We start from the raw sequence: 26,647 nt of genomic DNA, 5'->3' as shown, positions 1-26,647 counted from the left end.
GAGGCGCTCGGGCTGCTCTTCGCCAACGTGGCGCGGTTCGCGGTGGAGCAGGACTTCCGGCACGCGCAGACGGTCAACGAACTCGCCAAGACCGGGGCGACGGAGAAACGTCAGGTGGAGCTGGTGCTGGTGGAGCCCAGCGCGGACTTCAGCATCTCCGGGTTCGTCCGGTTCTCCCCGGACACCGCCCGCGCGGTCGCCGAACACGGCCGGTCCAGGGTGCTGGAACTGCTCGGCTGACGCCGCCGCCAGGCCACCACCACCGCTACCAGCAGCAACACTCCGAGCAGACCGAGGCTGACCCAGCTGGACACGGTGGCCACCAGCTCGTAGGAACGCCCGGCGGCCCAGCCGACGAGCACCCACAGCGCGCCCCAGACCGGCGCGACCGGCACGTTCCACCTGGCGAAGCGGTGATACGGCAGCCCGGCCATGCCGGCCAGTCGCGGCACCAGGGTGCGCGCGCCGACCACCCACTGGCCCAGCAACACGGCCCGTTCGCCGAAATCGCCGACCAGACCGCTGATCCACTGCCAGCGACGCGGGCCGATCCGGCGGACCGTCCAGCTCCGCGGCAGGTCACCGGTGCCGCCGAGGCTGCGGCCGCGACAGTAGGCCAGCTGCGAGCCGATCAGCGCCGCCGCGCCCGCGGTGATCATCGCGGGGACCAGCGGCACCGCGCCGAGCTGGGTGAGGAAACCGAAGACGAGCAGCGCGCTGGCCCCTGGCAGGATCACGCCGATGACCAGCGCGGCCTCGGCGACGAGCAGCAGCCCGACCGCGAGGAAGATCAACAGCGGCGGGAGTCCGCTCAGGTACTCCCGCAGCAGCTCGATCACGTCTTCGGGCGCCGGCACACGTAGGTGATGGCAGGCGGCACGTTGCGCCAGACCACCCGGGTGAGCAGCACCTCGTCGAAGACTGATTCGAGCAGGTAGCGGAACTTGCGCGCGCCGACCATGCCGAGCGCGTGCACGTAGGCGAAGGTGGTGAACACCCCGGTCTGGCCGATGCCGTCGGCGACGTGGCCGATGATCTGCCGCTGCACCTGCTCCGGGATCAGCACCCAGGGCAGGCCGGAGACGACCGCGTCCACCGAGCCGGGTTCGCCGTGACCGCGGTCGGCGAGCACCTTGTCCAGGTCGGCGGCGTTGGCGTTGACCACCTCGATCGCCGGGTAGGCCGACTGCACGTGCTGGGCCAGGTCCTGTTCCAGCTCGATGGCCAGGTAGCGGCCCCGGCCACCCAGCCGCGCCTCGATCGCGCCGCTGACCGCACCGGTGCCCGCGCCCAGCTCGACCACCAGCGGCTCGCCCTGGCCGGGCACGACCGAGGCGAGCCGGGCCGCCAGTGCCGGGGAACTGGGCACGACCGCGCCGATGAGGCTCGGCTGGCGCAGGACCGCGGAGACGAACACGGCCAGCGAGTTGCGTGGTGGGGGTGCGGATGTCACCCGACCAGACTGCCTTATCAGCCGGGTGTGATGTGCACGGGGATGTCCAATCTCAGGGCTTTTTCAGGGCTAGCGTCGGTTCATGAACGCTCTCCAACAGGTGTGGGGCGCGATCGGCGGCAGGCCCGCCGACCTGACCTCGGTCACCGTGACCAGCCCGGACGAGATCCTCCCGTCGATCTTCAAGGTGACCGAGGCCGCCACCGCGGCCGTGGCCGCGAGCACGCTGGCGGCGGCCAGGTTGTGGCACACCCGTAGTGGGCCCGCCCCCGAGGTGGTGGTGGACGGCCGGGCGGCGGTGACCGCGTTCCGCAGCGAGCGGTACCTGCGGGTGGACGGGGTGGCGCCGCCGGTGTGGGGGCCGTTGTCCGGGGATTACCCGACCGAGGACGGCTGGGTGCGGCTGCACTGCAACTACCCGGCGCACTACCGGGCGGTGCTGCGTGCGCTGGCGGTGCCCGAGTCCGCGGTGGCCCGCACGCTGCGCACCTCATCGGCGGTGGCGGTGGAGGAGGCGGTGCTGGCCGCCGGTGGCGTGGCCGCCGCCCAGCGCAGCCGCAGCCAGTGGCTGGCCAGTCCGCAGGCCAGGGCGTTGGCCAGGGTGCCGTTGGTGGAGTTGACCAGCCGTTATGACACTCCGCGCCGTCCGCTGGGTCCGGCGGAGCGGCCGCTGTCCGGGGTGCGGGTGCTCGATCTGACCAGGGTGATCGCCGGACCGGTGGCCGGGCGCACGCTCGCCGCGCACGGCGCGGACGTGCTGCGGGTGGGCGCGGACCATCTGGAGCTGGTGGACGCGCTGGTGGTGGACACCGGGTTCGGCAAACGCTTCTGCCACCTGGACCTGCGCACCCCCGAGGGCCGGGACGCCCTGCGGACGCTGGTCCGGCAGGCCGACGTGCTGCTCCAGGCGTTCCGGCCCGGCGCGCTGGCCCAGCTGGGGCTGGGGCCTGCGGACTGCGCCGCGCTCAACCCCGGACTGGTGACGGTGTCCGTCAGCGCCTACGGCCAGACCGGTCCGTGGTCGGGGCGGCGCGGGTTCGACAGCCTGGTGCAGATGGCCACCGGGTTCACCCACGAGACGGCCACCGCCGCCGACTCCGCCGTCCCGGTGCCACTGCCCGCGCAACTGCTCGACCACGCCACCGGCCACCTGGCCGCGCTGGCCGCGATCGAGGGGCTGCGCCGTCGCGCCCAGCACGGTGGCTCCTGGCACGCCGAGGTCTCCCTGGCTCGCACCGGAGCCTGGCTGGACGGGCTGGGCCGGATCGACGGGCTCGGCCTGCCGCCGGTCGAGGTCGCGGACCTGCTGACCGAGACGGACACCCCGTTCGGCCGGGTCCGGCATGTGCGCCCAGCGGGCACGATCGCCGGCCAGGCGCCGTACTGGGCGAGCCCGCCGCACCGGCCGGGCGCGGATCCCGCCGCCTTCGCCTGAGGTGACTCGGCCCTGACCTCAGGTTTGCGCGGGATGCGGCTCGGGCAGCCAGCGCAGGGCCAGCCACAGTTCAGCGCGGGTGTCCGGGTCCTGCGGGTCGCAGCCGAGCAGCTTGGCCGCGGTGGCCACCCGGTGCCGCACGGTGTTGCGGTGCACGCCCAGCATCGCCGCCGCGGTCTCCCAGTTGCCACCCCCGGCCAGCCAGGCACGCAGCGTCTCGATCAGCGGCGCGGGCGCTCCGGCCAGTGGCGCCAGCCGGGTCAGGGCGAATTCCGCGGCCTCGGCCGGGGGCACCAGCCCGTCCACGCCGGTGCGCGGCGATTCGATGATCGACCGGCCCTGCGCCACCGCCTGCTTCAGCAGCCGCTCCACCCGCCGCGCCGCCCCCGGCAGTCCGGCCCAGCGCACCGGCGCGCTCACCGCGACCAGCCAGCGCGGATCCGCCGCCAGCTGGCACGGCCCGGTCGCCGGGACCAGCGCACGCACCCCGCCGTCGGCGAGCAGTCCGGCCAGGGGGGTGCCCAGCCGGGTGGCCACCTCGGCGCGGTCGATCTCCCCTGCGGCCCCGGCCCGGCGCGCCCGCACCACCTGCCACTCGCCCCCCGCAGGCACCCCGGCGGCGGCCGCGACGTGCGGCTCCACCTCGGCCGCCGCGCCGTCGAGTACCAGCGCGAGCAGCGCGGTCACCGACTCCGCCACCGGCGTGGGCAGCCGGTCCGCGCCGCTCAGCACGGTTAGCAGGGCCACGCCGACCTCCAGGATCGCCCGGTCCGCGGTGAAGAAGGCCGGTTCCCGGCCCGCGACCAGCACCCGGTCGGTCCGGCCCAGCGCCTGGGCCACCACCTGGCCGCCGTCCCGGTGCGCGGTCGCCGAGGACGGCCCGCCCGGCGCCAGCAGCCGCGCGGCGAGTTCCTCCACCTCCCCGGTACCCGCGGGTACCGCTCCCCCGCTGCTCAGCCGATGCCGGGCGTCCACCAGGACCGCCCACCCGCCGAGTGCCGCGCCGAGTTGCCGGACCACCGCGGCCACCCCGTCCGGCCGGGCCGCCGCCCTGGTCAGCGCGGCCTGCGCGAGTGAGATCCGGTGCTGCCCGGCCCGTTCCTGCGCGGCCAGCATCAACGAGACGACCTGGCTGATCACCAGGAACGAGGTCCGGCTGGGCACCAGCAGCAACGGCAGCCCGTGCCGCTGGCAGGCGGTGACCAGGTCCGGTGGTACCTCGTCGTGCACCGGGGTCACCCCGAACCCGAGCCCCGCCGCGCCCGCCGCGACCAGCCGCCGCACGTAGCGGTGGATCTCCGCTCGCGAGTCCGGGAAGTCAACGCCAGCGGTCAGCAGCAGTTCGCCGCCGGTGAGGTAGAGCCCGGGGTCGGGCAGCTCGCAGATGTGCACCCAGCGGATGGTCCGGTCCGCCCTCGGCCCGCTGAGCTGGGTCAGCCCCAGATCGGTCCGGCCGAGCAGCTCGTGCAGACCAATGGTCACCGTGGCCATGCCGCGACCTCCCCACTACTGGACGAATCATCCTGGACTGTCGCATCCATTGTGCGAATCATCCACTTCGCAGCAGGTCGGCGGATCCCTACGGTCCTACCAACCTGGTTCCACTCGCGGCGAAGGAGGACCGGTGACGATCGACTCGGCGGTGATGATCACCTACCTGGTGGCCATGGTGGTCATCGGCTGGTGGGCGGCCCGACGGGCCAAGGACAAGAGCGGGTTCCTGGTCGCGGGCCGACGACTCGGCTACGTCATGTACTCCGGGACCATGTCCGCGGTGGTGCTCGGCGGCGCGTCCACGGTCGGCGGCATCGGGCTCGGCTACCAGTTCGGGCTGTCCGGGGCGTGGATGGTGCTGACCATCGGTCTCGGCGTGCTCGGCCTGAGCCTGGTCTTCGCCGCCCGGATCACCCGGCTCAAGGTCTACACGGTCAGCGAGATGCTGGACCTGCGTTACGGCGGCAAGGCCGCGCCGGTCTCGGGCGTGGTGATGTGGGCCTACTCGCTGATGCTGATGGCCACCTCAACCATCGCCTGCGCCACCATCTTCGGCGTGCTGTTCGGGATGCCACACATCCCGTCGGTGCTGCTGGGCGGCGGGATCGTGGTGGCGTACTCGGTGCTCGGCGGGATGTGGTCGATCACCGCGACCGACATCGTGCAGTTCGTGGTCAAGAGCGTCGGCATCCTGCTGGTGCTGCTGCCGGCCGCGATCATCAAGGCAGGCGGTTTCAGCGCGATGGCGGCGAAGCTGGAGCCGCAGTTCTTCTCGCTGTGGACCATCGGCGGCGAGAACATCTTCAAGTACGTGCTGCTGTACTTCTTCGGCCTGCTCATCGGCCAGGACATCTGGCAACGGGTCTTCACCGCCCGAAATGACAAGGTCGCCCGCGTCGGCGGCACCTTCTCCGGCATCTACTGCCTGGTCTACGCCTTCGCCGGCGCCCTCATCGGCACCGCGACCAAGGCCCTGTACCCGGCACTGGAGTCCAGGGACCGCGCCTTCGCCACCATCGTCACCGAGGCATTGCCGGTCGGCCTCAAGGGCCTGGTCCTGGCCGCCGCACTGGCCGCGGTCATGTCCACCGCCAGCGGCGCCCTCATCGCCTGCGCCACCGTGGCGGGCAACGACCTGTGGCCCCGGCTGCGCCGCAACCCCGCAGCAGGCGACGACCTGCGCACCACCCGCCTGTTCACCCTGGTGCTGGGCCTGCTCGGGGTGGCCATCGCCTGCCTGGTCTCCGACGTGGTCACGGCGTTGGATGTCGCCTACAACCTCCTGGTGGGCGGCCTGTTGGTACCCATCCTCGGCGGCCTGGTCTGGCGCAGAGCCACCCGCACCGGCGCTCTGACCGCGATGACCCTGGGCGGCCTCACCGTCATCGGCTGCATGGCCTACTTCGGCCTCTCCGCCCAGGAACCGATCTACCTGGGCCTGCTCGTCGGCCTGATCAGCTTCATCACGGTCAGCCTGCTCACCCCACCCGACGACCCAGCCCGCCTGGCGGCGTGGACCCGCAGACTCGCCGGCAAGGACGCCCCCACCGAACCAGTGCCAACCCCATGACCGCCCCCGCCCAGAGCGGACCCACCAGCACCCCGGCCACTTCCGGCATGCCGACCGTGCCCTCCACGGTTCCCGGCCAACCCACCGTGCCCGCGCCCTCCACAGATCCCGGCATGCCGACCGCGCCCACTCCCCCCGCGATCCCCGGCCAGCCCGCCATTCCCAATCCCCCCGCGGTCCCCAGCCCACCCGCCGTTCTCACTCCCTCCGCCACCCGCGGCCAGTCCGCCATCCCCAGTCCGCCGGGGAGCCCCCGCTCGCCCGGCACCTCCGCCACCCGCGGCCCGGTCGACGCGGCCCGGGTCCCCCGCTTCGCGGGCTGGTCCACCTTCGCCCGGCTACCCCGCCGCGACGAGGTCGACCACTGCGACATCGGCGTCCTCGGCTTCCCCTTCGACGCGGGCGCCTCCTACCGCCCCGGCGCCCGCTTCGGCCCGGCCGCGATCCGCGAGGGCAGCCGCCTGCTCCGCCCCTACCACCCCGGCCTGGAGATCTCCCCCTTCGCCGGCGTCCAGGTCGCCGACTGCGGGGACGTGGTCGCCAACCCGTTCGACATCGCCGAGGCCCTGGCCCAGATGACCGCCGCGACCACCGCCCTGGTGGCCACCGGCGCCACCCCGGTCGCCCTCGGCGGCGACCACACCGTCGCGCTGCCCATGCTGCGCGCGGTCGCCGACAGGCACGGACCAGCGGCGCTGTTGCACTTCGACGCCCACCTGGACACCTGGGACAGTTACTTCGGCGTCGCGCACACCCACGGCACGGTGTTCCGCCGCGCCGCCGACGAGGGCCTGCTCGACACCTCCCGGCTCACCCACGTCGGCATCCGCGGCCCGCTCTACGGCCCCGGCGACCTGGCAGCCGACGCGGCACTCGGCTTCCAGGTGGTCACCTCGATGGACCTGGAAGAGACCAGCGCCCGCGAGATCGCGGCCGGCATCGCCGCCCGGATCGGCGACGCCCCGCTCTACATCTCGGTGGACATCGACGTGCTCGACCCCGCGCACGCCCCCGGCACCGGCACCCCGGAGGCAGGCGGGCTGACCAGCCGGGAGCTGCTCGGCATCCTGCGCGGCCTGGCGGGCTGCCACCTGGTCGGCGCGGACGTGGTTGAGGTCAGCCCGGCCTACGACCACGCCGAACTGACCGCGATCGCCGCCGCGCACACCGCCTACGAACTGATCAGTCTCATCGCGATGCACAAGGAGAAGAACCCGTGATCACTCGGGTCAGCAGCAAGGTCGCTTCGTTCACCGAGTCGGTGATCCGGGAGATGACCCGGTTGGCCACCGCGCACGACGCGGTGAACCTGTCTCAGGGCCTGCCCGACTTCGCCTGCCCGCCGGAGCTGAAGCAGGCGGTCAAGGACGCGGTGGACGCCGACCTGAACCAGTACCCGATCACCTTCGGCGAGGCCGGGCTGCGCGAGGCGATCGCCACCAAGACCGCCTGGGCCTACCCGGGCTGGCAGGTCGACCCGGAGACCGAGATCTGCGTGACCTGCGGCGCCACCGAAGCCATGGTCGCCACCATGCTCGCCCTGGTCGAACCGGGCGATGAGGTGATCATGTTCGAGCCGCACTACGAGAACTACGGCCCGGACGCGGTGCTCGCCGGGGCCACCCCGCGGTTCGTCTCGCTGCACCGCCCGGACTGGTCCATCGACGAGGCCGAGCTGCGCGCGGCGTTCACCGAGCGCACCAGGGCCATCGTGGTGAACACCCCGCACAACCCGACCGGCAAGGTGTTCAGCCGCGCCGAGCTGGAACTCATCGCCGAGCTGTGCCAGCGCCACGACGTCCTGTGCATCACCGACGAGATCTACGAGCACATCCACTTCCTCGGCGACGGCGGCCACATCCCGCCTGCCACCGTGCCAGGGCTGGCCGACCGCACGATCACCATCAACAGCGTGTCCAAGACCTACGCGGTCACCGGCTGGCGGGTCGGCTGGACCATCGCCCCGGCCTGGGCGACCAAGGCGATCCGCACCGTGCACGACTTCCTCACTGTCGGCGCGCCCACCCCGTTGCAGGCGGCCTCGGTGACCGCGCTGCGTCTGCCGCCGGAGTACTACACGGGCCTGGCCGCGCACTACCGCGAACTGCGGGACCTGCTCTGCCCGGCGCTGACCGAGATCGGCTTCCGGCTGCACGTGCCGGACGGCGCCTACTACGTGCTGTGCGGCACCGAGGACCTCGACCCAGCGGGCCACGACATCGAGTTCGCCCGCCGTCTGGTCACCGAGCTGGGCGTGGCCGTGGTCCCGGGTTCGTCCTTCTACGCCAACCCCGAGGAGGGCCGGAAGCTCATCCGCTTCGCCTTCCCCAAGCGTCCCGACACCCTGCGCAGCGCCATCGACCGCCTGCGCGCACTGCACCGTGTCCCAGCCAACACCTAGCCTCTGAGCTGCACAAACACGGCGGGTCCCGATCCAGGGGACCCGCCGTTTCCCTGTTCGAACCCAAGTCATGGTTGCGTCTCTGACTGTTCGCGATATATCGTGAACACATCGACGACACGATCAGCGTGTCGCGACTGTTCAAGGAGAGATCGCTATGACTGCCCATGCAGCAGCTTTCGGCCCCTGGTTCGGCGGCCCCCGCACTCGGCGGACGCCCTGGACCATGTTGGGCATGCACAACGACACCGGCGAAGGCCGCGGCGAGCGCGGTGACCGTGAGGATCGCGGCGACCGCGACCGCGACCGCCGAGGCGACCGCGAGGAGCGCGGCCACCGACGTGGCGGCCCCCGCGAGCGCGGCCACGGCGGCCGAGGCCGAGGCGGCCACCGCCACTTCTGGGGCTGGACCCCGGACCGGGGTCCTGGCGGCCCGCGCCACGGCGTACCGTTCCCGCCCATGCCCCCCGGATTCGGCGGCCCCGGCAGCGGCTGGCAGCGCCCCAAGGTCGGCCGCGGCGACGTCCGGGCAGCGGTGCTGCTCGTACTGGTCGACGGCCCCACCCACGGCTACCAGCTCATCGCCGACATCACCGAACGCAGTGACGGCTTCTGGCGCCCCAGCCCCGGCTCGATCTACCCGGTGCTCAAGCAGCTCACCGAGGAAGGTCTGGTCGTCTCGGAGAAGGAGGGTGGCCGCCAGATGGTCGAACTGACCGAGGCCGGCCGCGCCTACGTCGCCGAGAACGAGGCCGAACTGGCCGTGGTCTGGGACACCGTCAGCGGCGGAGTCGACACCACCGTGGTCGAACTCCAGGAGCTACTCGGCCAGGTCCACCAGGCCGCCCTCCAGGTCGCCGCCGCGGGCACCCCGGAGCAGACCGCCCGAGCCCGCCAACTCCTCGCCGAGGTCCGCCGAAACCTGTACCGGATCCTGGCCGAAGAGGACGAGCAGCAGTGACCGGCCCGGCCGGGGCGTGACCGAACACCGGTCACGCCCCACGCCGCCGCCACCCGCACGGCTCAACAACCCCGCCGCGGCCCGGCGCAGCCGTTATCCCAGCGCGACCGATGCCCACGGACCTCTTGGCTCACAACGGCTTCCGCGCCACCCGCGTACCAAGAGCGTCCAGCCATCGCCGCGCACCACCCGGCTCACACCACCCGGCCTATTCCATTCCGCGCCCACCATTTGGGCGCCCACCGCCCGGCAAGCTCCATCCAGTGCGCACCACCCGGTCGAATCAACTGGCACGCACCACCCCGTCGAAATAGCCGGCACGCACCACCAGGTGCGGAACCCACCGGCGCGCGCTATCCGTTGCGGCGCAACCGATGCCGGACAAACCGATCGCCGTGACGGGCCCGCGCACCCCAGTGGCGCATCGCCCAGCCTGACCCGCACAGCCCCGCCTCACCCGGCCGAAGTCACCGGAGTCAGCAGGCCGCGGCCAACCGGGCCAGCTGGTCCGCGCTCAGTTCCAACTCCGCCGCGGCCAGTGACTCCTCCAGCTGCGCCACCGAGCTGACCCCCAGCACCGGCACCACCAACGGGTTGCCGTGCAACAGCCACGCCAGCACCACCTGGTTCACCGTGGCGCCCAGTTCGGTGGCCACCGCCTGGAGCACGGCGATCTTGCGCTGAGTCCCCGGGTGGTCGTAGTGCTCGTGCAACGGCCGGTCCGGCCGGGTGTAGGCCCCGAACAGCAACGTCGTGTACGCGGTCAGCACCAGGTTGTCCTCGGTGCGCACGTAGTCCAGCAGCTCATCGCTGGCCTGGACGTGCCCGGCCTGGCGCAGCTTGACGTCCGGCCGCGGCCGGAGGTAGCTGTGCCGGAACTGCAGAACGCCGTACGGTGCGAGCCCGTCCTGCTTCGCCAGTTCCCGCGCGCGGTCGATCCGCCAGGTCGGGTGGTTGCTGCAGCCGGGCACCCGCACCTTGCCCTGTACGACGGCCTTGCCGAACGCGCCGACCGTCTCGGCCAGCGGCACGGAGCGGTCCTCCATGTGCGCGTAGTACACGTCCAGGTGGTCAGTGCCCAGCCGACGCAGACTGTTGTCGAGCTGGGTGCTGATCACCTCGGCGGACAGGCCTTCCGCGTTGTCCGGGAACGCCCCGGGCTTGGCCGGGTCCGGCAGCGCGCCCACCTTGGACGCCAGCACCACCTCGGACCGGTTTCCCCTGGTGCGCAACCAATCTCCGAGCAGGTTCTCGCTCTCGTCGCCCTTTCCGCTCTCGGTCCAGAACACGTAGTTGTTCGCGGAGTCGATGAAGTTCCCGCCGGCCTCGACGAACCGGGCGAGGATGGCGAAGGAGGTGTCCCGGTCCACTGAGGACCCGAACGGCAACGCGCCAAGGCACAACACGCTGGCCCGCGGTCCGTCCGGCCCGCCAAGGGTGATCTTTCGCATGCGCCGAGCCTGTCGGCTGGAGCGCGCTCCAGGTCAAGCCTTACGCGACACGAGTTTTTCCAGCACCGTCACCGCGGCCTCGGCGCCAGGCTCGGCGTTCACCAGCTTGCCGAGCCGTTCCGCGCGCTGTGCCATGGCCGCGTCGGTTGCGGCGAGGTGGATCGCCTCGGCCAGCGCGGCCGTGGTCAGCGTGCGCTGCGGAATCGGCGGCGGCGCCACTCCGAGCTGGTGCATCCGCCGTGCCCACTGCGGTTGGTCCACCCCGAACGGGCAGGTCACCTGCGGCCGTCCGGCAGCGACGGCCGCGGCGCTGGTGCCGCCGCCACCGTGATGCACCACCGCGGACACCCTGGGGAACAGCCAGTCGAACGGCACGTGCTCGGCCTGGAAGACCTCCGCGGGCAGTTCGTCCGCCTGCAATCCGCCCCAGCCGGACACCAGCACCGCCCGCACACCCGCCAGCCGCACCGCGTCCAGGACGGTGCGCGCCGAGCGCCGCGGATCGCCGCCGACAGTGCTGCCGAAGGTCACGCACACCGGTGGTGAACCGGCGTCCAGGAACTCCACCAGCTCACCCGGCGGTGCCCAGTCCGTGGCCGCGGGCAGGAACCAGTAACCCATGCTGTGCACGGCATCCGGCCAGTCCGGCGCGGGCGGGAACACGTGCGGGCTGAACGCGTGCAGCACCGTCGTGTGCCTGCCGTCCGGCTGGCGCAGCGGGTCGTGCGATCCCCGGCGCCGAGGCAGGCCGAGCACCTGCTCCCGCCACCGGTCGGTCGGTCCGGACAGCAGTCGTCCGGACCAGGCGAGCAGTGTGTAGGTGAACCGGTTGAACGCCGGCGGCAGCCAGTCCGGCACCGAGATCAGCGAACAGGGGAACGCATCCGTCGGCACGTAGGAAGGTTGCGGCGAGGCCAGCACCGACGGAACTCGTAGCTTCTCCGCGATGTGCTGCCCAGCCGTGATTGGGTGATGTACCACCAGGTCGGGCCCGAACGCCGCGGCCGCCCAGCTGTCCTCGAGCACAGCGGTCGCCGCGTCCTCGCCGCGCCGGAGGGCTTCGAGCCAGGCCACTCCGGATTGCAGCGCGCCGCCTTCTCGCGAAGCTCGAAGCTCCGCGCTGTCGGCCAGCTCAACAAGGGCATCACTGATCGGCGCAAAAGGCAAATCGTGCTCGGCGACGTAGGACTCGAAGCGGGCGGGCGCGGCCAGCACCACCTTGTGACCAGCGCGATCGAGCGCGCGGCCGAGCGCGACGAAAGGCTGGATGTCCCCCAGCGAGCCATAGGCGAGCAGCAGCACGTTCATCGTCGTTGCCCCGTTTGCGCGTCGTCGTTCCGTCAATGCGACGAACACAATCGGTTGCAGCCTCCTGTCCGGTACCCCCCAAAGTATGAGTCAGGCCCGAGTTCACGTACTCGAAACCACCAGACATCACTGATTGTGCCGCCGTTTCGGCAAGACCCTGGCGGCGGTATCCCACGGTCGTGGGAACTGGCTACGTTTGGCCAGGACATGGTCGGAACCTCCCCTCGGAGGCGCTACTGTGCATGGCGAGGACGTTCCCTGGTGGCCAGGTATCTTCCGTCCTCTGCTGCATCGCGTGGCTCCTGATGCCGACCAGCTTCAGGTGACCCGAGAGCTCCGGGTCTGGTTCGCGTTGTGCAACTCCCCCGCCGTGCCGCCGAACCGGAGGCGGGCCGAGTACTCAGCCCGATATTGCCCCGCGTGTGTGCGATCCACGCCCAGGTTCCGCCATGTCAACCAGAATCAGGAGGTCCCCACACCCATATCCCCACCAGGCCACCATCCCCAGCCCGAACCGCCTCATCCCGGTCACCCCCACCGCGGCACGCACCCGCAGTCGAGTCGATTCCTTTCAGGCCAACCTCGGCGCGGCAGGCCCGGCCCTCGCTGAACCAGCCCACAGCGGCCAGGCGCGGCACTGCTCCCGGACTTCTTCGAGCCAGTCCGGCGGCAAGCCAAGCCGGAGAACCCATCCCGCTGGTTCGGCAGGCCCCGCCGGGGCATCGGCGCACTGGACCGTCCGAGCAGGTCCAGTTGTCCGCCGGCCCCGGCTACCAGCCAGGCACGTTGCCCGGCAGGCACGCAGTCCTGCCAGGCACACAGTGCGACCGCGGTCAGGGCTCGGGTCCGAGATGAGGCGACAAGGGCTCCGGCCAGGCCAGGCAGGACTACCTGTCCGTGCCGGGCCAGCCAAGCCGGTCCCCGCGGCCGGCACCCCATCGATCCAGGCACTGAGCCGGCCTAGGACGGCTCAGCCGCCAGATCGTCCGGGGTGCGAACCGCGAGGACTGCCCAGCAAGCCCCTGCGAGTTGAGGCATGGTCGCGACTGCCTCAACTCGGCCGGCGGCTTCCGCTGGACCGCACGAGCCCGCACGGGAGTGGATCCATCCCGTGTTGCCCGTGCGGCCCCAGTGGAGGCCGACCGGATGGGGTTGGGCCAAGGCTGGCCCGGCACCGCCCGAACCTGGCCGGTGCGGATCTGTCCCCGGCGTGTGGTCCTCGCTGCGCGCCGGGGTCAGACCGCGGCCCTGGTCTCCCGTGGACGGCGACGCTGGCTCAGGTCGGTGATGCCCGGCGGCTGGTAGAAGCTGTCGTCGGGATTCAGGACCGTGCCGGGCGGCACCAGTTCGTCGATGCGGTTCAGCACCTCGTCCTCGAGCACGGTGTCCTTGCCCGCCAACAGGTCCGCGAGCTGCTCCGGGGTGCGTGGGCCGATGATGGCCGAGGTCACCGCGGGGTGGGACAGCACGAACGCCACGGCGAGGTGGGCCAGCGAGTGGCCCGAGTCCGCGGCGAGCTTGAGCAGCTGTTCGATCACGGCGTACTTCCGCGCGTTGGCGGGGATCGCCGGGTGGAACATCTGCTGCTGCACCGGGTGCGCGCCCTCGGGCAGCTGGTAGCCGGGCCGGTAGCGGCCGGTGAGCCAGCCCCGGTTGAGCGGGCCCCAGGTCAGCACGCCCATTCCATATCGAGCGCAGGTCGGCAGAACGGAGGTTTCGGCTGCACGGTTGAAAATCGAATAGGGCGGCTGCTCGGTGCGCATCCGAACATGGCCGCGCCGTTCCGACTCCCACTGCATTTCCACGATGAGTTCGGCCGGGAAGGTCGAGGTGCCCGCCGCGCGAACCTTGCCCGAGCGCACCAGATCTGACAGTGCCCCAAGGGTTTCGTCCAGGGCGGTGTCCTCGTCGGGCCGGTGTAGCTGGTACAGGTCCAGGTGGTCGACGTCGAGCCGGCGGAGGCTGTCCTCCACGGCGCGCACCAGCCACCGGCGGGAGCCGCCGCGCCGGTTGGCGTCCTCGCCCATCGGTAGGTGCGCCTTGCTGGCCACGACGATGTCGTCGCGGCGGCCTTTGAGTGCCTTGCCGAGGATTTCCTCGGACTCGCCGTTGGAGTAGACGTCGGCGGTGTCCACGAGGTTGATTCCCGCGTCGAACGCGGTGTGGATCATTCGTACCGCTTCGCCGTGGTCGGCGTTGCCCATGGCGCCGAACATCATCGCGCCGAGGCAGTAGGGGCTGACCTTGATTCCGGTGCCGCCGAGGGTGCGCAGCCGCATGTCTCGTGTCCCTCAGTTTGTGGTGGGATAACGGATCTGCTCGACCCGAGACATCACCGTATCGGCTTAATGTGAATACACAACACCCATGTTGCGTATTCACGGAGAGATGCAACGGCTGGGTATCGCCTGCCCATGTCCTTGGAACCGCCGCTACGCGCGGATGCGGAACGCACCCACCACGCGTTCCTGCGCGTGGCCGACCGTTTGCTGAGCGCGGATCCAACGACCACAGTGCGGCAGATCGCCAACGCCGCCGGAGTGGCCCGCACGACCGTGCACCGCCGGTTCGCCACCCGAGAGGCCCTGGTGGCGGCGATGATTGACGCCATCATGGCCCAGGTCGAGCACGCGATCAATGCCGCCTGCACCGAAACCGCGCCGCCGCTGGTCGCCTTGCACCAACTGGCCGCGAATCTGGTGACGGTGAAGAGCGTCCGGCGGTGCACACCGAAGCGGCAGGCGCTGACCGATTCCGAGACGCTGTCGTCGGAAGACCGGGCCCGGGGCAAGTCGCAGGCACTGTCCGAGCGGATTACCGCGGCCGGGCTGCTGGCTGCCGAGGTCTGCCGGGCCTGGCCGAACGTGTTGTCACCACGCTTTCCCACGGCCCAGGCCGTCGCGGTTGAGCCGTGGGCACGGCGACCGGAGTCGCCGTGCCCACCCCCAGGCTCCCCTGCCACCAACACTCTCGCACCGGCACGGCGGGATCCCTCCCGCTGCGAGGTGAGCCTGTTCCCCCTCGGGAGTGAGCCTTGCCGTCAGCCGAAGCTGCGACACCGTCGGCTGCTCGCCGCTTCGGCCACCGTATCCAGCAGGCAGTGCAATCCGACCGCCGTGGTGAAGTCCGGGTCCTGCGGTGTCCCGGTCCGTACCGCCCGCACAAGTTCCGCGTACAGGCGGGCCACGCCCTGCGCCGGCCCCGCCGACACCGTGGCCACCCCACTCCGATAGCTCTCCGGCACCGGAAGAACCTCCAGCGCCGACATCAACTCCAGCACCGAGGCGGTTCCCCACGATGGGTGCAGGCCCGGCCCGGCAGGCGCAGTCGCCGCCCTGCCGTCGGCTCGTGCCCCGATCACCCGCGAGGCGACCGCCTCGAACCCGTCGCCCTCGACTGGCGAAGCGACTGTCTCCGGCTCGGCCATCGCCGCAGTGGTCGACACGATCCTTGCCGCTGGTGAACCCATTGGCATCCGGCTGGCGATCGTGCTTGCTCCACCTCGCGAGCCCCGGGCCAACAGCACGGTGGACTCCTGTTCGCCGATCCGTCCCGGGCAGGCCAGGATCAGCGCACCACGGCGGCCCTGCACCTCCATGCGGAAGCCAGTGCCACCGGGGGCGCCGGCTTGCAGGTGCGCGGAGATGGCGACGCCGGATTCCAGGAGTCCCTGGACGAGGACCTGGTCCGGGGAGTTCACGCCGGGGCAGCGGGTGGCGAAGGTCGCGGAGAGTTCGGCGAGTTCGCCCAGGCAGAAGCGGAGGATGTCCAGGGCCTGGCCACCGTCGCCGGTGAGCAGGGACTCGCCGGCCGAGGATTCCGGTGGGGTGGCGGGCGCGGCGCTGAGGGTCACGCCGAGTACCTCGCCGATTTCGCCGCGCGCCAGGAGGTCTCGGACGAAACGTACGCCGGGGTCGGCTCGGCCGCGCAGGCCGACGACATGGTGGACGCCGGATTGGGCGGCCAGGGTGCGGAGTTCGATGGCGGATTGGACGTTGGTGGTCAGCGGCCACTCGCAGAAGACGTGTTTGCCCGCGGCCAGCGCGGTGCGCACCAGGTCGTCGTGACCGGGGACCGGGCCCGCGATGGTGACGATGTCCACCTGGCGGTGGGTGACCAGTTCGGTGGGGTTGGCACAGGCGAACTGGGCGCCCCACTGGTCGGCGACTGCGGTGGCGGACTGTTCCGGGTCTGCCACCGCGAACAGCTCAACGCCGGGAAGTCCTTGCAGCGCGGGGAAATGCGCGCGGGTAGCCCAGCCCCGCGCCAGCTCAGCGCCGATCACCCCGACTCGCATTGCCCTACTCATGCAAGCAGCATGAAACCTCCAGCTTGCTGGAGGTCAACCCCCGAATGCGCGCTTGGGTGGCACCGGGGCGACCATGGGCGCGGTGTCACTGATGGGTTCGGCGCCCGCGCACAGCTTGGTCAGGTCGGCATCGGACACACAGCGCGCCGGGAAAGCCGCCGAGTGCACCCGGGTGGTGATCTCCGCCACCGGGAGGTCCGCGGTGGAGCCGACCAGGACCAGGTTGCCGAAGCGGCGGCCGCGCAGCACCGCTGGTTCGGCGACCAGCAGGACCTGCGGGAAGACCAGCCGCAGGGTGGCCACGACGCGCCGGGCGAACTTCAGGCCGGGGCCGTCGGTGACGTTGACGATCACGGTGCCCTCCGGCCGCAGTACCCGGGCGATATCGCCGACGAACTCCTGGGTGGCCAGGCCGCCGGGCATGGAGGCGCTTTGGAAGGCGTCCAGGACAACAAGATCCGCCGAGTCGTCGCGCCGGGTGGTGACCCCCTCCCTGCCGTCGCACACCCGTACCCGCAGGGCGGGGACGGTGCGCAACTGGAGGTGTTCGCGGACCAGGTCGATCAGTTCGCCGTCGGCGTCGAAGACCAGTTGCCGCGAACCGGGCCGGGTGGCCGCGATGTAGCGGGGAACGGTGCAGGCGCCGCCGCCGATGTGCAGGGCGTCCAGGGCGGCTTCGGGCTGGCCGAGGCAGTCGATGACGTCACCGATGCGGCGGATGTAGTCGAATTCCAGGTGGGTGGGGTCGTCAAGGTCCACATAGGACTGGGCGACACCGTCGACACTGAGCAGCCAGCCGTTGGGCCAGTCGAGATCGGCGAGCAACTCGGCCATGCCGAACCGCACCGGGTACTGACCGGGCACCGGGCCACGCACCACACTCCGCTGCCCCTTGGATTCCCGCCCGCGCCGCATCCAGCCCCGTCCTCGATTGCCATTTGGCCAACCCGCCAACCCTAACCTCCGGCGTCGGAGGGAGTGGAGGGCGGAGCAGAGACGCCGACGGACGGGGCGGGAGCCGGGGTGCGCCGGGGCAGAAGCGCGAGCGGGCGGAGCGGGCCGGGCAGTCCGGGCTGGACGAACGGGCCGGGCGGGCGGAACGGGGCGGGCGGACGGAACGGGATGAGCGGGGCGGGGTGGGATGAGCGGGCGGGCGGGATGAGCCGGAGCGGAGCAAGGCTGTGCCGGACTGAGGCAGGTTGGGCGCGAGACAGAGCTAGGAGCGAATCAAGTCGAGGACGGGGCGAAGGCGAGATTGGGGCAAGGGTGAGCGGGGCGGTGCGAGGACGGGGCGGGGTGTTCTTGGGGCGAGATGAGGGGGCCGAGGGCTGGGCCGGAACTGACTCCGCCCGCCGAGCCGGGACGAGGGACGCCCGGCCCGGCGGGATGTGGTGGGGCTCGCGCGGGTTAGACGGCGTTCGGGAAGGTCGCGGTGAAGCGGGTTCCGTTGATCTCGCCGCGGATCTTGAGCGTGGGTCTGGGGTGGAAGGGGTTCCAGCGCAGGGTGAGTTGGGTGGTGGTGGCGCCCTGGGTGATGGTGAGGGTGGCGGTTGCTTCTTCGGTCTGGGCGGGGATGGTGATCGTGCCGGTGACTGCGGCGTCGGTGACGTGCTGGACGTTGTCCAGGCGGATCTGGGGGTTCTCGTAGTGGATGGTGCCGCCGCGGACTCCGGGGAGTTGTTTGCGGCCGGCTTGCAGGGCGGTGTTGGGGTTTCGGCGGGACAGGGCGTCGTTGGCGGTGGTCAGGGCGACTGCGAGGGCTGTGCGTTGGGGGCGGGTGAGGGTGGGGGCTTGGGGGGTGGGGAGGGTTTTGGTGGTTTGGGGGAAGTGGGCTTGGGCCTGGTAGGTCTCGGCGGTGCAGGTGGGGGTGGGTTTGGCTGGGGTGGTGAGGAAGGTGCGGACTGCCTGGGTGACGCAGGGGGTGTAGGAGTAGTTGGCGATGCTGGAGACGTGCTGGCCGAAGGGGACGATCAGGGCCCGGCCCTGCGGGACTGCGGCGGCCAGGGTGCGGGCTGCCTGGTCTCCGCCCAGGTCCAACTGGCCGCCGATAGCGAGCAGGGGGACGTTGGGGAGGGTGGCGCCGGGTGGGATCAGTGGGGTGGGGCGTGGGGTTGGCCAGTTGGCGCACCAGTCCTCGGTCCAGCCGAAGGCGCCCATGACCTCGGCGGCGGTCACCGGGCGTTCCGGGTTGGCCTGGCGGTAGCGGGCCAACTCCTCGCGGCGGACTTCCGGGGTGGCTTCGCGGGAGAAGGGGTGGGCGCCGTCGGCGCACCAGTAGGCGAAGAACGGGGCGGTGTAAGGGGATCCGCGGGGTGGGAGGGTGGGGCCGGTGGCGGCCAGGCGATGCAGGGGGGCTGGGTCGTTGGTGAGGTAGGCGTGGATGGCGGCGTTGATTTCTCGGCCTACCGAGGGTTCGCCGGGTTTGGCGATGAGGTCGGTGAGGGCGAAGAGCGGGACCTTGGGGTCGGGGGTGGCGCGGAGGCGGGTCATCAGGGCGGACCAGCGGTTCGCGGGGGTGCCGGGCAGGGCTCGGCAGGCCGGTGACGGGGTGCAGATCGCGGTGAGCTGGGTCGCGGTGACCTTGAGGCGGTCGTTGAAGGTTTCGCCGGTCGCGTAGCCGTCGGGGCCCACCTGGGTGCTGCTGTCGGAGATGATCGCCTTGGTGCGCTGGGGAAAGCGGACGGCGTAGGCGGTGGCGTCGCGGGTGCCGTAGGACGTGCCGTAGAGGGTCAGGGCCGGGATGCCCAGGGCGGCGCGGACGGCTTCGATGTCGGTGACGCGCTGGTCGGTGGTGAAGAACTGGATCCGGGGGCCGATGCGGGTGGTGCAGTCGGTGAACGTCTGGGGTGTGGTCAGGTCGAGGTCGGGGCAGGCGAAGGGGGCGGCCTGGCCGAAGCCTCGGCGTTCCACGGCGAGGACGTCGAAGTTGGCCGATTCGGCCCCCAGGGCCCGGCGGTGGCCTTGTACGGCGCCGCCGAGGGAGGAGGCCGGGCCGCCGCCCAGGGCGAGGACGGTGCCCGCGGCGGGGCGGGACTGGTCGGTGCGGGGGTAGTGGGTGAACGGGATGGGGATGTGTTCGCCGGTGGGGTCTGACCAGTTGAGGGGGACTTCGAGGGTGCCTTCGCACTGCTGGGTGGCGGTGGCGCAGGAGTGGGTGGGCGGAGCGGTGGGTGAGGACAGGGCGAGGGCTGCGGTTGTGGGGACGGGTGCGGTGGGGTTCGCGACGGTGATGGGGGTAGGGCGAGGTGCGGCGGCGGCCGGGATGGCGGAGACGGCGGCGGGGCTGGGGACGGTGGGAATGGTGACGATGGCGGGTTGAGGGGAGGCGGCTGTGGCGATGGCGGCGACGGTCGTGGCGGAGGCAGCGACGGTGGAGGTGGAGGTGGAGGCGGAGGCAGCGGCGGTCGTGGTGGAGACGGAGGCAGTGAGGGCGGTGGCTGCGGTCGTGGCGGAGGTGGTGACGGCGGAGGCAGGTTGAGGTGTGGCGGAGGCGAACGCGGGCAGGGTGAAGGCCAGCAGGGTGGCGGGCAGGATTGTGCGGATTGTGTTGGGGTGCATGGAGACCTTCCCTTGGTGTGGCTGGAAGGTATTCACGCCGTGGGGGTGGGGGCGTCAACCTGGGGTGCCAGGTGTGGGGTGGTACCTGGGTTGCAGGCGGGGGTGGCGGGTGAAGTTAGGGCCAGGGGTTGAGGGTTGGTAAGGGGGTGCCGGGGGTGGTGGTTACCGGGGTGGGTGGGACTCGGCCGGCCAACCAGGCTGCGATGGCGGTGGGGGTGCCTTGCAGGGACACGGGGTGGGGCAGGCGGGGTTGTAGGTAGGTGGTCAGGTAGGTGGTGAAGGCTTCGGGCCAGTCGGTGGGGGTGTAGGTGAGCCGTAGGTCTGTGGTGTGGATTTCTGTTTCTCGCCACCAGGCCAGGGCGGTGTCCTCCAGGGTGCCGGCGCGGTAGGTGACTGGGCGTTGCCAGTCCGGTGGGGTGGACCTGTTCCAGGTTGCTTCCAGGGTGTCCAGGGACTGGTGCAGGGTTGGGAGCAGGAGTTCGGGTGGGTGGTGGGCGGCCGCCTCGATGGCGGCGTCCCGGGCTGGGCGGCCGCCGTCGTAGACCTCGATCTGGGCGCCCTGGTAGGCGTACTCGGCCTGGCGGGTGAAGGCGGCGGCCAGGTTGGTCAGGTGGGCGACCACGTGGCCTCGGGTCCAGCCGGGCAGGGCAGAGGGGGCCGCGGTGTCGAAACCGGTGCGGGCCAGGGCGCGGAGGCGGTTGTTCGCGGTGTGCAGGGCCTTGGTCAGGTCGGGGGTCATGGGTCTCCTAATGGGTTTTGGGTAGTTAACCATTAGGGTGTGACTGTGGGCAGTGGTGTGGTGGTCGTGGCGTTGGCGAGCACGATCCGGCATGACGGGCGGGGTGGGGTCGCCGACGACCTCGGGGATCTGGACCGGTATCGGCGTTGGTTGCGGGATCCGGACGCCGATGAGCTGACCCGGCTCGCGTTGGTGGGGTTGCGGCGGGCGGTGCGGTCGCTGTTCGCGGTGCTGGTCGCGCCGGAGCCGCCGAGTGCGCCGGATGCGAGCCGGTTGTTGCCGGTGGCGGAGGCGGTGGGGCGGATCAACGCGGCGGTGTTGCCGACTCGGGCTGTGCTGGAGTGGGGGGACGAACCCGTTGCGCGGGTGGAGATCGCGGGGATGGACGCTGCGCGAGTGGACATGGCGGGGGCGGGCGCCGCGGGGGCAGGCACTGCGGGGATGGGCGTTGTGGGGACCAGCGTTGCGGGGGTGAGTGTTGCGGGAGAGGGCGTTGCGGGAGAGGGCGTTGCGGGGGAGGGCGTTGCGGGGGAGGGCGTTGGGAGGGTGGGCGTTGCGGGGGATGCGGCTGTGCGGGGGGCTGTTGTGGTGGATGGGTTTGCGCGGGCGGCGATTGAGTTCCTGGGGTCCGGGGAGCGGTTTGGGCTTCGGGTTTGTCGGGGGCCTCGGTGTGTGAAGTACTACCTGCTGGCACATCCTCGGCAGGGGTGGTGTTCGCCTGCCTGTGGGAATCGGGCTCGGGTCAGTCGGCACTACCACCGGCGGTGAGGCGGCCGGCGATCAGTTCTCGTTGGGTGCCAGTGAAGTTGGCGCGCAGGCGGCGGTCGTGGGAGACGATGACTACCGCGCCGGGGAACTGGGACAGGGCCTGTTCGAGGTCTTCCACCAGGGACAGGGCCAGGTGGTTGGTGGGTTCGTCGAGTAGGAGCAGGTCCCAGGGTTGGGTCAGTAGGCGGGACAGGGCCAGGCGGCGGCGTTGGCCTGTGGAGAGGGCTCCTACTGGGACGTGCAGGTCTTGGGGGCGGAACAGGCCGAGGGTGAGCAGGGGGTTTGTGTGGTCTTCGGGCAAGCCTGGGCGGCCTTGGGCGTAGGCGGCGAGCAGGGTGGCGTGGGGGTGGGGGGTGGGGATTTCCTGGGGGAGGTAACCGATTCGGCCTTTGCGGTGGACTTGGCCCGCGTCGGGGGTCAGGTCTGCGGCCAGGATTCGGAGCAGGGTGGATTTGCCCGCACCGTTGGGGCCGTGGATCAGGAGGCGGTCTTGGGCAGCGATGGTGAGGGTGTCGATGTGCAGGCGGTTGGCTACCCGGATTCCTTGCAGGGTCAGGAGATCGCCGGTGGTGCCGCCGGTGAGGGCAGTGGTGAAGGTGAGTGGGTCCGGGGGCCTTGGGACGGGGGTCTCTTGCAGGCGGCGTAGGCGTTCCTGGGCGTTGCGGACCCGGCTGGAGATGGAGCTTTGGACTCGGCCGGCGTCGCGGTCGTAGGCCATCTTGTTGCCGTCCTTGATCGCCCGGCCGGGGGCGACCCGGTGTGCGGTGACCGTGGCGGACACGGTGAGTTGCCGGATGTCCTCGCACCAGGTCGCGAAGTCCTGTTCCCAGCGGCGGCGGGCGGCGGCGCGTTCGGCCAGGTAGCCGGAGTAGTCCTGGCCGTAGCGGGTGACCTTGGCCTGGTCGGCGTCGACCTCCAGGATCACCGTGGCCACCCGGTCCAGGAACACCCGGTCGTGGGAGACCAGGACGATCGTGCCGGGGTGGGTGCGGAGTTGGTCCTCCAGCCAGTCCAGGGCCTGGTCGTCGAGGTGGTTGGTCGGCTCGTCCAGGAGCATCAACTCCGGGGCGGCGGCGAGTAGGCAGGCCAGGCCGAGGCGGGCGAGTTCGCCGCCGGAGAGGCTGCCCAGGGTGCGGTGCCGGTCCAGGTGGGCCAGGCCCAGGTGGTGGATGGCCTTGTCCACCCTGGCGTCGGACTCGTAGCCGCCGCGCAGCTCGAAGGCGGTGAGCAGGTCGCCGTACTCGGCCAGCGCGGCGGACGCGCCCAGGTCCGTCTCCAGTTCGCGCAGGCGGGACTCCATGGCGCGCAACTCCGCCAGGGCCGCGTCGATGGCCGCGGTGACCGTCGCCTCCGGTGGCAGGGCGGTGACCTGGGCGAGGTGGCCGATGCCGTTGGCCTGCGCGATCACCTCGCCGTCGTCGGGGGTTTCCAGGCCGGCCAGCAGGCGGAGCAGGGTGGACTTGCCCGCGCCGTTCTCGCCGACGATGCCTGCCCGCTCGCCGGGCCGGATCGAGAAGGACACGTCGTCCAGCAGCAGGCGCTCGCCGTAGGACTTGCGCAGGCGGCGGGCGGTGAGCTGAGTCGTGTTGGTCAAGCAGTACCTCCGAGTCAAATGCAACTGTTGTCGCGTTAGCTGGAGAGTGGCATACTTCCGAGCACTAACGCAACTGGAGTTTCATTTGACTGTGGACGAGACCACCCCCGGCACCGTCCGGCCCGGCGGGCGCACCGCCCGGACCAGGGCCGCCGTGCGCGATGCCACCCTCGCCGAGCTGGCCCGGCACGGCTACCAGGGCCTGACCGTGGAGAACGTGGCCGAGCGCTCCGGCGTGCACAAGACCACCCTCTACCGCCGCTGGGGCGGGCCGGACGGGCTGGTGGTGGACGCGCTGGACCTGGCGGGCGAGGACGGCTGGCGTCCGCCGGACACCGGAACGCTCGCCGGTGACCTGGCCGAACTGGCCTCGCAGGTCTACGGCACCTTCACCGACCCGGCACAGGCCGCCGCGCCCTCGGCCTTCGTCGCGGCCGCCTTCGACTCCGAGCGGGCCGCGGCCGCGTTGCGGCGCTTCTACGCCGACCGGCACACCCGCTCCGCCGAGGTCGTCACCCGGGCCATCCGACGGGGTGAACTTCCGCCGGACACCGATGGCGAGGCACTGGTGCGGGCGGTGACCGCGCCGCTGTACTTCCGGTTGTTCGTGACCAGGGAACCCCTGGACGAGCCGCTGACCGCCCAGGCGGTGGCCGCCGCCGTGGCCGCGGCCAGGGCGGGCGTGTTCACCAGCGCCGGAGGTGCGTAACCTCGGAGGGTGCGTGCGGAGTTGTTGGACCCGATCGCGCTGCGGACCTTCGTGTCGGTGGTCGAGCACGGGTCGTTCACCGGGGCTGCCGCGGCCGGTGGCTACACCCAGTCAGCAGTGTCCCGCCAGATGGCGGCTCTGGAAGACCTCTGCGGCGTGGAGCTGTTCGCCCGGATCCCCCGCGGCGTTCGCCTGACCCCCGCCGGGGAGTACCTGCTCCCCCATGCCAGATCCCTGCTGGACCGGCTCACCGACACCGCGCGGGCGCTGGACGCGATGCGCACCCTGGACGCGGGCTGCCTGCGGGTCGGCGCGTTCGCCAGCGCCAACGCGGCCCTGCTGCCCGGTGCGCTGGCCCGGTTCCGGACCGCCTATCCCAAGATCACGCTGACCCTGCGCGAGGGCACCACGGAACGGCTGCTGCCGCTGGTGGAGGCCGGTGACCTCGACCTGGCCGTGGTCAGCACGCACAAGCGGCCGAGCCTGGACGTGCCCGGCGCGGAGCTGCTGCCGGTGCTGGAGGATCCGCTGCTGGTCGCGTTGCCGGTGACGCACCGGCTGGCGAACCGGCGGCGGGTGCCACTGGCCGAGCTGGCCGGGGAGAGCTGGATCGTGGCGGACACCCCGGAGGCCCTCGGCGCGCTCAACGCGACCTGCGCGAGTGCCGGGTTCACCCCGGACACCCCGCTGCGGGTGGCCGAGTGGACCGCGAAGCTGGGCCTGGTCGCCGAGGGGCTCGGGGTGACCATCGTGCCGGGCATCGCGGCCGGGCGGACCCCGGCGGAGGTGGTGCTGCGGCCGATCACGCCGGATCCGCCGCGGCGTGCGGTGTGCCTGGCGGTGCCGCGGCACGCCCGCCGCTCCCCCGCGGTGCTGGCCTTCCACGCCGAACTGCGGGCCAGCGCGGCCGAACTGCGACCGGCGGGCTGAGACGGACTCAGCCGAGCCGTCGGCCCAGGTCGTCCATGCCGTTCCAGGCCGCGCACGCGCCGTAGACCACGATGAAGGCCAAGGGCTGGGCCAGTATCGCGGTCAGGTGCACCGCGCCGGGGGCCACCGTGTAGACATCGCCGAGCTGCACCGAGGTGGGCAGGTCGTACCAGAATCCGGTGAACAGGCCGCCCATCAGCGTGGCCAGGTAGGCCGCCAGCGCCGACCCGGCGGTGGCCGCGATCATGACCACCGGTCCGCGGCGGCGGCGCAGCAGCCAGACCACCGCGCCGGTGATGGCGCCAGCGGCCAGGGTGAGCAGCACGAACACCGCGAGCGAGTCGAACTGGTGGTTGGAGTCGCCGGGCAGCGCTGGGGTGCGGCCGTTGGTGGCGACCTGCCGCTGGATCGGCGGGGCCAGCAGCGACCACAGCAACGCCACCGGGATGCCGATCAGCGAGATCAGCGAGGCCATGCTGATCGCGGGCAGCAGATCGGGCTTGACCACCACCCTCGGGATCGGCCGGGGCATCGGGAAGGGCAGGTACGCCTCTTCCGGCAGCTGGCCGACCGCGCCGCCGGGCTGGATCCGCAGCGGGTCCGCCCGGCCGGGCAGTGGGGGCTCGTTCATCACAGCCGACCTCCCTGGCCGCCCTCGGTGGAACCGTGCACGCTGCACTTCGCCGACCAGCCCGCCGGACTGACCTGCACGATCATCCGGCGCGCGCACTGCGGGCAGAACCGCGGCGGGTCGATGGCCCGCCGGGCCTGGCAGACCCGGTGCGCGGCCTCGGCCTCGGGTTTGCCGCAGATGTCGCAGAACAAGGATGTCGAGGTCATCGCCGTCGTGGTGGGAGGCGTGTCAGTCGGGGGCGTGTCAGAACGTGTCATTGAGCGCCTTGATCGGCATGTTCAGCTCTTCCAGCATGTCCAGGTCGCTGCTGGCCGGCCTACCCAGGTTGGTCAGGTAGTTGCCGACGATGATCGCGTTGATGCCGCCGAGCATGCCCTGCCGGGTGCCCAGGTCGCCGAAGGTCAGCTCCCGGCCGCCGGAGAAGCGCAGGATGGCGCGGGGCAGGGCGAGCCGGAAGGCGGCCACGGTGCGCAGCGCGTCCGAGCCCTCCACGATGGAGAAGTTCTCATACGGGGTGCCCGGCTGCGGGATGAGGAAGTTCATCGTGCACTCGTCCGGGTTGACCTCGGCGAGCTGGGCGGCGAACTCGGCGCGCTGCTCGACGCTCTCGCCCATGCCGATGATGCCGCCGCAGCAGACCTCCATGCCCGCCTCGCGCACCATCCGCAGGGTCTCCCAGCGCTCCTCCCAGGTGTGCGTGGTGACCACGTTGGTGAAGTGCGACTTGGCCGTCTCCAGGTTGTGGTTGTACCGGTGCACCCCCATCGCGACCAGCTCGTCCACCTGCTCCTGGGTGAGCATGCCCAGCGAGCAGGCGATCTGGATCTCGATGCCTGCCGCGCGGATGGCCTCGATCCCGGCCTTGACCTGGGTGAGCAGCCGCTTGTCGGGTCCGCGCACGGCGGCCACGATGCAGAACTCGGTGGCGCCGGTGGCCGCGGTCTGCTCGGCCGCCTTGACCAGGCCGGGGATGTCCAGCCAGGCCGAGCGCACCGGCGAGGGGAAGCGGCCGGACTGGGAGCAGAAGTGGCAGTCCTCCGGACAGCCGCCGGTCTTGAGGCTGACGATGCCCTCGACCTCGACCTCCGGTCCGCACCAGGCCATCCGCACCTCGTGCGCGACCTGGAGCAGGTCGGCCAGGCGCTCGTCAGGCAGTCGCAGCGCGGCCAGGATCTGCGGTTCGGTCAGTCCCTCGCCGCGTTCGAGCACCTGCTCGCGGGCGATGTCGAGGATGTCCCGCTCGCCCGCGTCACGCGCGGTGGCCTGTTTGGCGGCTGTGGTCACCGTGTGTTCCTTCCCGATGGACGCTCGGTCGGCTCATCCTGCCTTACCG

General features: G+C 71.5%; 22 protein-coding genes and 1 pseudogene. 9 read left to right on the top strand and 14 right to left on the bottom strand.

The features are described from left to right. Positions 1–110: 110 nt before the first annotated feature. Both HNR67_RS46660 and HNR67_RS15025 read right to left on the bottom strand, forming a co-directional pair. On the bottom strand, positions 111–857 hold the full coding sequence (locus tag HNR67_RS46660) for a DedA family protein (RefSeq protein WP_407645130.1): 747 nt from the start codon (positions 855–857) through the stop codon (positions 111–113). After that, positions 836–1,453: a class I SAM-dependent methyltransferase gene (locus HNR67_RS15025; RefSeq protein WP_247758681.1), complete on the bottom strand. Its 618-nt coding sequence runs from the start codon at positions 1,451–1,453 to the stop codon at positions 836–838. Before HNR67_RS15025 ends, HNR67_RS46660 begins: the two co-directional genes overlap by 22 nt. An 82-nt stretch (positions 1,454–1,535) precedes the next feature. Here HNR67_RS15025 and HNR67_RS15020 point away from each other — a divergent pair, with 82 nt between their 5' ends. After that, positions 1,536–2,888, top strand: coding sequence for a CoA transferase (locus HNR67_RS15020; RefSeq protein WP_185002654.1), 1,353 nt, complete (start codon positions 1,536–1,538; stop codon positions 2,886–2,888). An 18-nt stretch (positions 2,889–2,906) separates the two neighbouring features. Here the strand turns inward: HNR67_RS15020 and HNR67_RS15015 are convergent, their stop codons facing one another. Next, on the bottom strand, positions 2,907–4,379 hold the full coding sequence (locus tag HNR67_RS15015) for a PucR family transcriptional regulator (RefSeq protein WP_185002652.1): 1,473 nt from the start codon (positions 4,377–4,379) through the stop codon (positions 2,907–2,909). A 133-nt stretch (positions 4,380–4,512) separates the two neighbouring features. On the opposite strand from HNR67_RS15015, the gene HNR67_RS15010 reads away from it, so the two are divergent. From HNR67_RS15010 to HNR67_RS14995, 4 genes are all read left to right on the top strand, one after another. Continuing rightward, positions 4,513–5,952 carry a sodium:solute symporter gene (locus tag HNR67_RS15010; RefSeq protein ID WP_185002651.1) on the top strand — a complete coding sequence of 480 codons (1,440 nt, stop codon included), beginning with the start codon at positions 4,513–4,515 and terminating at the stop codon, positions 5,950–5,952. Positions 5,953–6,182: 230 nt separating this feature from the next. Further along, positions 6,183–7,172 (top strand): agmatinase, encoded by a 990-nt coding sequence (gene speB / locus HNR67_RS15005; RefSeq protein WP_312989586.1) that lies wholly within the window; start codon positions 6,183–6,185, stop codon positions 7,170–7,172. Then, entirely contained in the window at positions 7,169–8,353 is a 1,185-nt protein-coding gene (locus tag HNR67_RS15000) for a pyridoxal phosphate-dependent aminotransferase (protein ID WP_221489903.1), read from the top strand. Before speB ends, HNR67_RS15000 begins: the two co-directional genes overlap by 4 nt. Positions 8,354–8,813: 460 nt before the next feature. Then, complete coding sequence (locus HNR67_RS14995; protein WP_221489902.1) at positions 8,814–9,314, top strand: PadR family transcriptional regulator; 501 nt, start codon at positions 8,814–8,816, stop codon at positions 9,312–9,314. Between the two features lie 476 nt (positions 9,315–9,790). Here HNR67_RS14995 and HNR67_RS14990 read toward each other — a convergent pair whose 3' ends face one another. The 3 genes from HNR67_RS14990 to HNR67_RS14980 all read right to left on the bottom strand — a co-directional run bounded on the left by HNR67_RS14990 (position 9,791) and on the right by HNR67_RS14980 (position 14,352). After that, a complete protein-coding gene (locus HNR67_RS14990) occupies positions 9,791–10,765 on the bottom strand; it encodes an aldo/keto reductase (protein WP_185002647.1) in 975 nt (324 codons plus the stop codon). Positions 10,766–10,798: 33 nt separating this feature from the next. Next, positions 10,799–12,073, bottom strand: a complete 1,275-nt coding sequence (locus tag HNR67_RS14985) for a glycosyltransferase (protein ID WP_185002645.1) — start codon at positions 12,071–12,073, stop codon at positions 10,799–10,801. 1,235 nt (positions 12,074–13,308) lie between these two features. Beyond that, positions 13,309–14,352 (bottom strand): aldo/keto reductase, encoded by a 1,044-nt coding sequence (locus HNR67_RS14980; protein ID WP_185002643.1) that lies wholly within the window; start codon positions 14,350–14,352, stop codon positions 13,309–13,311. Between the two features lie 135 nt (positions 14,353–14,487). Between HNR67_RS14980 and HNR67_RS46655 the strand changes: the two are divergent. After that, positions 14,488–14,631 (top strand): annotated as a pseudogene (locus tag HNR67_RS46655) (TetR/AcrR family transcriptional regulator); the annotation flags it as partial. 482 nt (positions 14,632–15,113) lie between these two features. Here HNR67_RS46655 and HNR67_RS45665 read toward each other — a convergent pair. From HNR67_RS45665 to HNR67_RS14960, 4 genes are all read right to left on the bottom strand, one after another. Further along, entirely contained in the window at positions 15,114–16,382 is a 1,269-nt protein-coding gene (locus tag HNR67_RS45665; RefSeq protein WP_221489901.1) for a Gfo/Idh/MocA family protein, read from the bottom strand. A 33-nt stretch (positions 16,383–16,415) separates the two neighbouring features. Next, the gene (locus HNR67_RS14970; RefSeq protein WP_185002639.1) at positions 16,416–17,297 is read right to left on the bottom strand and encodes a spermidine synthase; all 882 of its coding nucleotides are present in this window, start codon (positions 17,295–17,297) and stop codon (positions 16,416–16,418) included. A gap of 492 nt (positions 17,298–17,789) precedes the next feature. After that, complete coding sequence (locus tag HNR67_RS14965) at positions 17,790–19,940, bottom strand: alpha/beta fold hydrolase (RefSeq protein WP_185002638.1); 2,151 nt, start codon at positions 19,938–19,940, stop codon at positions 17,790–17,792. A gap of 115 nt (positions 19,941–20,055) precedes the next feature. Beyond that, the gene (locus HNR67_RS14960) at positions 20,056–20,679 is read right to left on the bottom strand and encodes a maleylpyruvate isomerase family mycothiol-dependent enzyme (RefSeq protein WP_221489900.1); all 624 of its coding nucleotides are present in this window, start codon (positions 20,677–20,679) and stop codon (positions 20,056–20,058) included. A 381-nt stretch (positions 20,680–21,060) separates the two neighbouring features. Between HNR67_RS14960 and HNR67_RS14955 the strand changes: the two genes are divergently transcribed. Continuing rightward, the gene (locus HNR67_RS14955; protein WP_185010671.1) at positions 21,061–21,447 is read left to right on the top strand and encodes a CGNR zinc finger domain-containing protein; all 387 of its coding nucleotides are present in this window, start codon (positions 21,061–21,063) and stop codon (positions 21,445–21,447) included. Here the strand turns inward: HNR67_RS14955 and abc-f are convergent. Continuing rightward, positions 21,422–23,041 (bottom strand): ribosomal protection-like ABC-F family protein, encoded by a 1,620-nt coding sequence (abc-f, locus tag HNR67_RS45660; protein ID WP_185002634.1) that lies wholly within the window; start codon positions 23,039–23,041, stop codon positions 21,422–21,424. The two genes, HNR67_RS14955 and abc-f, sit on opposite strands and share 26 nt — an antisense overlap. A 91-nt stretch (positions 23,042–23,132) precedes the next feature. Here abc-f and HNR67_RS14945 point away from each other — a divergent pair, with 91 nt between their 5' ends. Further along, complete coding sequence (locus HNR67_RS14945; RefSeq protein WP_312987290.1) at positions 23,133–23,750, top strand: TetR/AcrR family transcriptional regulator; 618 nt, start codon at positions 23,133–23,135, stop codon at positions 23,748–23,750. A gap of 9 nt (positions 23,751–23,759) precedes the next feature. Beyond that, positions 23,760–24,680 carry a LysR family transcriptional regulator gene (locus HNR67_RS14940; protein ID WP_221489899.1) on the top strand — a complete coding sequence of 307 codons (921 nt, stop codon included), beginning with the start codon at positions 23,760–23,762 and terminating at the stop codon, positions 24,678–24,680. Positions 24,681–24,687: 7 nt separating this feature from the next. On the opposite strand, the gene HNR67_RS14935 is transcribed toward HNR67_RS14940, so the two are convergent. The 3 genes from HNR67_RS14935 to bioB are packed head-to-tail and all read right to left on the bottom strand — an operon-like array spanning position 24,688 to position 26,598. Beyond that, complete coding sequence (locus HNR67_RS14935; RefSeq protein ID WP_185002630.1) at positions 24,688–25,311, bottom strand: DUF2567 domain-containing protein; 624 nt, start codon at positions 25,309–25,311, stop codon at positions 24,688–24,690. Further along, on the bottom strand, positions 25,311–25,520 hold the full coding sequence (bsaP, locus tag HNR67_RS14930; RefSeq protein ID WP_185002629.1) for a biotin synthase auxiliary protein BsaP: 210 nt from the start codon (positions 25,518–25,520) through the stop codon (positions 25,311–25,313). Before bsaP ends, HNR67_RS14935 begins: the two co-directional genes overlap by 1 nt. A 37-nt stretch (positions 25,521–25,557) precedes the next feature. Beyond that, complete coding sequence (gene bioB, locus HNR67_RS14925) at positions 25,558–26,598, bottom strand: biotin synthase BioB (protein WP_185002627.1); 1,041 nt, start codon at positions 26,596–26,598, stop codon at positions 25,558–25,560. Positions 26,599–26,647 lie beyond the last annotated feature (49 nt).

The organism is Crossiella cryophila (assembly GCF_014204915.1).
Classification (GTDB): Bacteria; Actinomycetota; Actinomycetes; order Mycobacteriales; family Pseudonocardiaceae; genus Crossiella; species Crossiella cryophila.
Note: the sequence above shows the minus strand (reverse complement) of the source record. Positions and strands in the feature narration are given on the sequence as shown.

Excerpts from the sequence above, each read along its gene's own strand:
- HNR67_RS15020 (WP_185002654.1), top strand. The coding sequence starts at position 1,536 with ATGAACGCTCTCCAACAGGTGTGGGGCGCGATCGGCGGCAGGCCCGCC.
- HNR67_RS15015 (WP_185002652.1), bottom strand. The coding sequence starts at position 4,379 with ATGGCCACGGTGACCATTGGTCTGCACGAGCTGCTCGGCCGGACCGAT.
- HNR67_RS14995 (WP_221489902.1), top strand. The coding sequence starts at position 8,814 with ATGCCCCCCGGATTCGGCGGCCCCGGCAGCGGCTGGCAGCGCCCCAAG.
- HNR67_RS14990 (WP_185002647.1), bottom strand. The coding sequence starts at position 10,765 with ATGCGAAAGATCACCCTTGGCGGGCCGGACGGACCGCGGGCCAGCGTG.
- HNR67_RS14985 (WP_185002645.1), bottom strand. The coding sequence starts at position 12,073 with ATGAACGTGCTGCTGCTCGCCTATGGCTCGCTGGGGGACATCCAGCCT.
- HNR67_RS14980 (WP_185002643.1), bottom strand. The coding sequence starts at position 14,352 with ATGCGGCTGCGCACCCTCGGCGGCACCGGAATCAAGGTCAGCCCCTAC.
- HNR67_RS45665 (WP_221489901.1), bottom strand. The coding sequence starts at position 16,382 with ATGAGTAGGGCAATGCGAGTCGGGGTGATCGGCGCTGAGCTGGCGCGG.
- HNR67_RS14970 (WP_185002639.1), bottom strand. The coding sequence starts at position 17,297 with ATGCGGCGCGGGCGGGAATCCAAGGGGCAGCGGAGTGTGGTGCGTGGC.
- HNR67_RS14965 (WP_185002638.1), bottom strand. The coding sequence starts at position 19,940 with ATGCACCCCAACACAATCCGCACAATCCTGCCCGCCACCCTGCTGGCC.
- HNR67_RS14960 (WP_221489900.1), bottom strand. The coding sequence starts at position 20,679 with ATGACCCCCGACCTGACCAAGGCCCTGCACACCGCGAACAACCGCCTC.
- HNR67_RS14955 (WP_185010671.1), top strand. The coding sequence starts at position 21,061 with ATGGACGCTGCGCGAGTGGACATGGCGGGGGCGGGCGCCGCGGGGGCA.
- HNR67_RS14935 (WP_185002630.1), bottom strand. The coding sequence starts at position 25,311 with ATGAACGAGCCCCCACTGCCCGGCCGGGCGGACCCGCTGCGGATCCAG.
- bsaP (WP_185002629.1), bottom strand. The coding sequence starts at position 25,520 with ATGACCTCGACATCCTTGTTCTGCGACATCTGCGGCAAACCCGAGGCC.